3 protein-coding genes and 1 pseudogene are annotated in these 7,681 nt (G+C 64.2%); all 4 read left to right on the top strand.

The annotated features are described in order from the left end of the window. Positions 1–1,135: 1,135 nt before the first annotated feature. Positions 1,136–3,460 carry a carboxypeptidase regulatory-like domain-containing protein gene (locus tag ACESNG_RS20700; protein ID WP_373070633.1) on the top strand — a complete coding sequence of 775 codons (2,325 nt, stop codon included), beginning with the start codon at positions 1,136–1,138 and terminating at the stop codon, positions 3,458–3,460. After that, entirely contained in the window at positions 3,454–4,695 is a 1,242-nt protein-coding gene (locus tag ACESNG_RS20695) for a DUF4249 family protein (RefSeq protein WP_373061262.1), read from the top strand. Before ACESNG_RS20700 ends, ACESNG_RS20695 begins: the two co-directional genes overlap by 7 nt. A gap of 110 nt (positions 4,696–4,805) precedes the next feature. Beyond that, entirely contained in the window at positions 4,806–7,190 is a 2,385-nt protein-coding gene (locus tag ACESNG_RS20690) for a TonB-dependent receptor (RefSeq protein WP_373070631.1), read from the top strand. Positions 7,191–7,267: 77 nt separating this feature from the next. After that, positions 7,268–7,681: pseudogene (locus ACESNG_RS20685) on the top strand (hypothetical protein); the annotation flags it as partial.

The raw sequence follows: 7,681 nt of genomic DNA, 5'->3' as shown, positions 1-7,681 counted from the left end.
TGATCGAGCGCGTCGAGCGGTCGGGGAGAGGAGTTCGGCGGACCGACTCCCATTTTGAGCCATGCGGTCAGAGGGGTGTTGATTCCTGTTCTTCGCGTGTTGCTCTGCGTTCTCTGCGTTCTCTGCGTTCTCTGCGTTCTCTGCGCCTCCGCGTCCTCTGCGTGATCGGTTCAGCGGCCTTTCGTTGCCGCCCCCAGGGAGTTGGGCGCGGCGTACGGTGCGCACGGGGCAGTGGAACTGATCACGCCGAGGCGCAGAGCACGCAGAGAACGCGGAGGCGCTCTCCCAAACTCTGCCGGACCCGGACACCTTCGAGATGTTCGCTTGGCTTCATAGCGCAAAAATCAGCGCAGAACTCGGCACTCTCGAGCAGCATCGACAACAATTGAATATGCTGCTCGGCGGGCGGACGCGTCGTCGCGCGCCAGACCATCTGTGTATGGCTCGCGTTCATCCGCGGTAAAGCAGTTCTCTGCGACCTTTGACGAACATCTTTACCGCGAATTGGCATGAATCTTCGCTGATGAACAGAAACCTCGAGAGTGCCGAGTTCTCGTCCGCTTCAGGGCTGCATCACCCCGCCGTTCGCGCGCTTCGATCCACCGCCCCGTGAGCTGAGCGAGTGCGTCGAGCGGTCGCGGAGAGGAGTTCGGCGGAACGACTCCCAGTTCAAGCCGTGCGGTCAGATGGGTGCCGATTCCTGTTCTTCGCGTGTTGCTCGGCGTTCTCTGCGCCTCCGCGTCCTCTGCGTGATCGGTTCAGCGCCCTGCTCGTGGACGCCCGCGGGGAGTCGTGCGCGGCGTACGGTGCGCACGGGGCAGTGGAACGGATCACGCAGAGGCGCAGAGAACGCAGAGGCGCTCCGCCAAAACCTGCCGGACCCGGACACCTTCGAGATGTTCCGCTTGGCTTCATCGCGCAAAAATCAGCACAGAACTCGGCACTCTCGAGAAGCGAGCACTGTTGGCAGATCAAGGACTGGTCCGCAGGAGACGTCACGTACCTCGAGACCATGAGCGCGCTTCCGTCGGGCCTCGCGGGCGCATGAATACAAGGTGACGTGTCGTTCGTGACGTCACGTGACTAAACTGTGCGGTTGGTGTGCGCCTTGTATCCGTGTCCTCCCTACCGCTCTATGCATCTGGTATTGGCTGGTTTGTGGCTGCTGGTAGGGGCGACCTCGCCCGTTGAGGGCACGGTTCTCCAAACGGGGACGCCGACTGTCGCGACCGCGGACTCCGTGGGCGAGTTACGGGGGCGGATCACGGACGCGACCACGGCGCTACCCGTCGTCGCGGCGACCGTCCGCATTCAAGGCACGCGCCTGGGCGCGCAGGTTGATGACAATGGCCGGTACGTGGTTACGCGTATTCCCGTCGGTAACATCACCGTCACGTTTCAGAGGGTGGGGTATGCGACCGAAACGCGCACCGTGTCCATTCGTGCCGACGTCGTCACCACCCTCGATGTGACGCTGCGAGCGTCCGCGGAATTGGCGACCGTGCGCGTGCAAGCCGCTGCCGCCGATGAACGCGAGCAGTTTCGACTCTCGCCCAATCTCGGCGTGGTGAATGTCACGCGCGATATGTTCAAGCGCGTGCCGGTGATTGGCGAGCCCGATGTGCTGCGCGTCGTGCAGCTGCTGCCCGGCGTCGTCGCCACGAATGATTTCACCGCCGGGTACAACGTGCGTGGCGGCGAGAGCGATCAGAACCTCGTCTTGCTGGACGGATACCCGATCTATAATCCGTTTCACCTTGGCGGGCTGTTCGGCACGTTCATCGACGAAACCGTCGGTGAGTTCGAATTGATCCCTGGCGGGTTTCCGGCGCGGTACGGCACGCGCCTGTCCAGCGTGTTGAGCGTCGTGCCGCGTGTCGAGGAGCGTAGCGGCATTCACGGGGCGGCCAGTGTGTCGGTCCTCGCCAGCACGCTGTCGCTGGCCGGTACCGTCCGTGGCGCGACGTCGTGGAGCATCGCGGCCCGCCGTACGTACGCCGACAAGTTCGTGTCGTTGGTGTCCGACAATCAACTGCCGTATTGGTTTACCGATGTGCAGGCGCACGTGCAACATCGCTTCGCCAACGGTGGACTGCTGTCGGCCACCAGTTATGTCGGGGAAGATGTGCTGGCGGCGTCGCTCGCCGCCTTTGGTGACACGACGCAGGCTGGAGGCGGTGCCCTGCGCTTCGACTGGGGCAATACGCTCATTGGCGTCGCATACACCCAGCCGCTGCGGCGGTTCGTTGGCGGCGACTCGGCCCGCCTCATGCAGCGCCTCTCCCGCACGGGATTCGCCACGAATCTCGACCTGGGCTCGGGCTCGCTCACGTTGCAGAACCGACTCACCGATGCGCGGGCGTGGGGGGAGATCACGAGATGGCGTGGCCGTCGTGAAACGTCGGTCGGCTACGAATGGTCGTCGTATCGTGTCACGTACGACGTGAACTCTGTCGCGACATCCGGCGCGCCGCTGCTCGCCAGGCGCGACGCGCCATCGGCGGCCGCGCTGTACGTCGATCACACCGTGCGCACTTCACGCGTATCGGCGCGCTTAGGGTTGCGTGGTGAAACCGTGACCGGAACCGGATGGGCCGGGCTCTCGCCGCGCCTGTCGCTCAAGTGGTTCGCCAACAAAGATCTCGCGTTCACCGTGGGCGGCGGGGCGACCTCGCAATGGACCCCGGCGCTGCGCAACGAGCAGGCGCCGATCCGTATTTTTGACTTCTGGTTGGTGAGTAACAGATCCACGCCAGTAGCGCGTGCGTGGCAACAAAGTATTGGTGGTGAGAAATGGCTGAGCCCATCGCGCTTCATTCGCGTGGAGGCGTGGCACAAGATCTACAGTCGCTTACCGGCCTCCAATCTCACCAACGATCCGGCGGTGATTGGTGACGAGTTCATCGTGACCACGGGTCGCTCCTCGGGCCTTGATGTGCTGGTGCGTCGCCTCGAGCGTGAGAAAGTCTCGGGGTGGATCGCGTACTCGTATGCGGTCAGCACCCGCGACGGACCGGACGGGCGATTCGCGCCTGTACAGGACCGGCGCCACAACGTGAATCTCGTGTCGTCGTTCCGGCCCGGCGGCAAGTACACCTACGGTGCGCGGCTTGGTATCGGTACCGGCACACCATTTACCGATGTCGTTGGACAGATCGTCCGTCGCCGCTACGATCCGATCACCAACACGTTCGAGACGGGGGCGCTGGATCAGCAACGTGAGCCGATCGGTGGCACCCGCAACGGCGCGCGGTTTCCGCTCTTTCAGCGACTCGATGTGAGCGTGACCCGCGAGAGCACGGGACGACTGCGCTGGGCGCCCTATCTCTCCATCATCAACGCGTACGCCGCCCGCAACGTGTTCACCTACGTGTTCGACTACACCGACAACCCCCCCACGCGCACGGCATTTTCGCAGTTCCCGCTGCTCCCCACGGTAGGGGTGGGGATCTCATGGTAAACGCTCGCGCTGATCGTGCAGGCAACACGGCGTGTGGCCGGTGGGTCATGGTGTTCGTGTGTTGGCTAGCCGCCATGGCCGCGCTGAGCGGGTGCGAGTTGGCCGCGGTCAATGTGACGCCGCCAGCATCCAGCGTCGTGGTGCACGCCGTGCTCAATCCGGATGTGGATCAGCAGGTGATTCTCGTGGAGTCGTCGTTGACCGGTGCGATCGATGTGAACGATCGGCTCAAGTTCAACGCGCTCGATCCGATCCGCACCGCCGGCGGTTCGCCGATCACTGGTGCCGACGTGCGCTTGCTCTCTGGCACCGACACCGTCGGAGTGCGCGCGATCGAGACCATGGTGAGTGGACGTGGCACCGGACGGTATGTGGTCGCACGCGCCGCGCTGGCGGTGCTTCCCGGGCGCGGTTACCGACTGCGTATTCGCACAACCGAAGGCACGCAGGTGACCGGCGAGACCCGTGTGCCGTCGTCCGACGCCAGCTGGGTCGCGGGCGCGGGCTCGGTGGCGCGGCCGCTCGTGTTGTCTCGCACCACCGACACGCTTCGCCTCACGTGGAACGCGACGCCCGACGCCGCCACGTATGCCGTGCGTATCGAATCGCCATACGGGCCGTGGTTCTTGTTCTCCGACTCCACGCGCTTTGCGCTGCCGGGTACGCTCAAGAACTTTTTCGCCTCCGGACTGCCATCGGTGTGGTACCCGGGATTTCTCCAGCCGCTCTCGGTGATCGCCGTCGATCGGAACTTCTACGACTACAATCGCACGGGCAACGATCCCTTCGGCGGTACGGGCCTGATCAGCAGTGTCAAGAACGGTCTTGGCCTCTTCGGCAGCGTGTTGCCGCTGCTGCGGCGCGACGTCACGGTGATCGATCGCGACAAGGTCCCCTTGGATGCCCGGTGGGTCGGCGCCACCGCGAACACCGCCGCGCAACGCGTCGACATGGATCTGTGGCTCGAAGGGCCCGGCCCCACGATCTCCTCGGTGAGTGGACGGGTTCGCACCAACAGCGATCGCGCCACCGATCGCTACGTGGTCGGCACGGTACAAGGCGAGAGCATTCGACTGGTTGCGCTGGTCGGAGCGTCACGGAGCGACACGTTGTGGTCGTTGGTCGGGCGCCTCGCCGGCGACTCGATCACGGGCACCTACGCGACCAGGTTCGCGACCGACGGGCCGAAGGTGTTCCGGCGACAAGCGCGTGGCGCACCGCTCAGTAGCCCATAGGCCAATCGTGTTCAACTGAAAAGCTGCGCCTGCAGCGCCAACACGGTCCAGCAATGGGATCGATAGAAAGCCTTTACTGATCGCGGCTTCTCATTATCTTTCGCTTCAACATGGTGTTCTACTTCGCCTCCCGAGTTCGCCGGTGTACGGCGTGGAGTCTGCTGGCCGTCGCCCTCTCCCCGATCGGGTCGGTGCTCATCGCGCAGACCACGCCGCACGGCGCCTCGCGTCATATCCACGGCATCGTCGAGGACGACGTTAGTGGTCGTCCCCTCAGCAACGCAACCATAACCGTGCAGGCGGCGCCGCGCGCGCGCAGTACGACGCCGCTGCTATTCAACACCCGATCCGACGACAAGGGACGGTTCGATTTCCGCGACGTTCCGGCCGAAGTGGTGCGACTGCGCGTGCGGGTGCTCGGATTTACGCCACACGAGGAACGGGTGGATCTGATCGACGCCGATCGGCTGATCACCGTCCATCTCACGGTGGCCACCACGGTGCTGCAGGAAGTGGCGGTGCGCGCGGATACGCTGGCTGAGCGTCTTGGCCGTGTGGCAGCCACGAGCACGCTCGATGCGGCGGCGCTGTCCGCGACGCGCGGCCAGACACTCGGCGAGACGATCAAGAATCTGCCGGGTGTCGCCGTCATTCAATTCGGACCGAGCATCGCCAAGCCCGTGATTCGTGGGCTCAATTCGCAGCGCGTATTGGTGATGAACGCGGGGCTGCGTCAGGAAGACCAGCAGTGGGGCACGGAGCACGCACCGAACATCGACAGCTTCGAGGCGAGTGGTGTGACGGTGATACGCGGTGCGGCCACGGTGCTGTACGGCGCCGATGCGCTGGGTGGTGTGGTGCGGGTGGATCACGCGCCGGTGCCCGATTCCGGAGGCACGCACGGTGACATCGCGCTCAATACGTTCAGCAACAGTCGTCAGGGGGCGCTGTCGATGAGTGCCCAAGGCGCCGATCTCGTGCTGCCCGGACTCGGTGCCACCGGCTATCGCGTGCGTGTGACATCGCGCGTGGCCGGTAACGGCGGCGCGCCGGACTACTATTTGTCGAACACCGGTTTTCGCGAGTTGAATGGCAGCGTGGCGTTGGGTGTCACGCGGTCGTGGGGCACGGCCGATGTGTTGCTGAGTCGCTTCGGTACGGAGCTCGGCGTGCTCAAGCAGGCGCACGTGGGGAATGTCGATGATCTCCAGCGCGCCATGACCGCGCCGCCTACCGATTCATCGTTTTCGTACGGCATCGACCGCCCCAGCCAACAGGTCAGTCACACCACACTGCGCACGCGCTTCACGTTCGCCGCGCCGAAGGCGAGCGAACTCGAAGTGGTGTACGGGCTGCAATACAATCACCGCCGCGAATTCGACAATCACGGTCCGCTGCGCTTCCGTAATGAGGCAGCATTCAACCTCAAGCTGTTCAGTAATTCGCTCGATCTGCGTTGGACCCACGCGCGGTGGCGCGGACTCAAAGGCACGATCGGTACGAGCGGCCTCGCGCAGGGCAATCAGACGCTGGGCAAAGCCTTCCTGATTCCCGGGTACGACTTGTGGCAGGGGGCGGTGTACGCGCAGGAAGATCTCGCGCTCGGGCGCTTGTCGCTCAACGCGGGCCTTCGTGGCGATGCCATTTCGCAGACGACGATCGCGTTCGCCGATCAGGGTATTCGCAGCGCCGCAGGCACGCGCACATGGCGCGACCTCTCGGGTTCGTTCGGAGCCGCATATTTGCTGGCCGATGGTCTCGATATCGCGCTGCGCGCGGCACGGGCCTGGCGTCCACCCACCGTGAACGAACGTTTTGCGCAGGGTGTGCATCATGGTACAGCACAGTACGAACTGGGTAACGCGGCGCTGAATGCCGAGCGCTCGCAGGGCCTCGAGGCGACGCTTCGGTACACGCGACCGTCGTTCAATCTGGAAGCGGCCACGTACCGCAACACGATTGCCGGGTTCATGTATCTGCAGCCCGGCGAACCAGTGCAAACCATTCGCGGAGCCTTCCCCGGCTATCGCTACTCACAAACCGACGCGCGTCTGCGCGGCGTCGAACTGTCCGGCAATTGGAGTCCGCACACGCGCGTGCAACTGCGGCTCAATGGTACCGCGGTTCGTGGCACCGACCGCATCAACGGCGGCCCACTGTTCGATATGCCGGCCGACCGCGTGTCACTCACCACGCGGGTGCAAGGGCGGCGACCGTCGGTAGGCGCATGGTTCGTGGGGGCGGGCACCCAGATGGTGCGCCAGCAGGACGGCGTACCGGAGGGCACCGTGTACACGCTCCCGACGGCGGGATACGCGCTCATGCAGCTCGAAGCGGGGAGTACGGGCGCTCGCGTGCTTGGGCAGCGGCTCGACGTGTCGCTGTCGGTGAACAACGCGCTCGATACGCGCTATCGCGATTATCTGAGTCGGTACCGTCTATTTGTGAACGATGCGGGACGTGATGTGGTGTTTCGCGTCACGATGCCGTTCTGAGCTTCTCTCCGGATGCCGACGACGAGGGGCGTCACATCCGATCTGTTTCTTCCCCTGACCGTAAAAGGAGTGCAGGCATGATCGAACGTAAGTCACGTGGTATGTCGCGTCGTGTGGTACTGGCTGGTGCGGGCGCACTGGTGTTGGCGGTTTCCGCCTGTGGTGATTCCAGTACGGCGCCAGGCGGTGAGAGCGAAGTCATTTCCCGGGTCACGCTCACGCTGACGCCGCCGGCCGGTGGCGCCGCACTGTCCAGCTTCATCGATGACAGCGACGGTAATGGCCCCACCGCGCCGAGTGCACAGGTGGGTGCGCTGGCGCTGGCCAGGGGTGTCACGTACACCGGCACCGTGAAGTTTGAAAACCGTCTCAAAACTCCGGCGGAAGACATCACCGCCGAGGTGCAGAAGGAGGCCAACGAGCATCGCGTGTTCTACACGGTCACGAACGCCGGTGTCACAATCACCACCACCGACGTTGACGGACAGAAT

The sequence above is a fragment of the Gemmatimonas sp. genome, assembly GCF_041689975.1.
GTDB lineage: Bacteria > Gemmatimonadota > Gemmatimonadetes > Gemmatimonadales > Gemmatimonadaceae > Gemmatimonas.
This window is presented reverse-complemented; position numbering and strand designations above follow the sequence as displayed.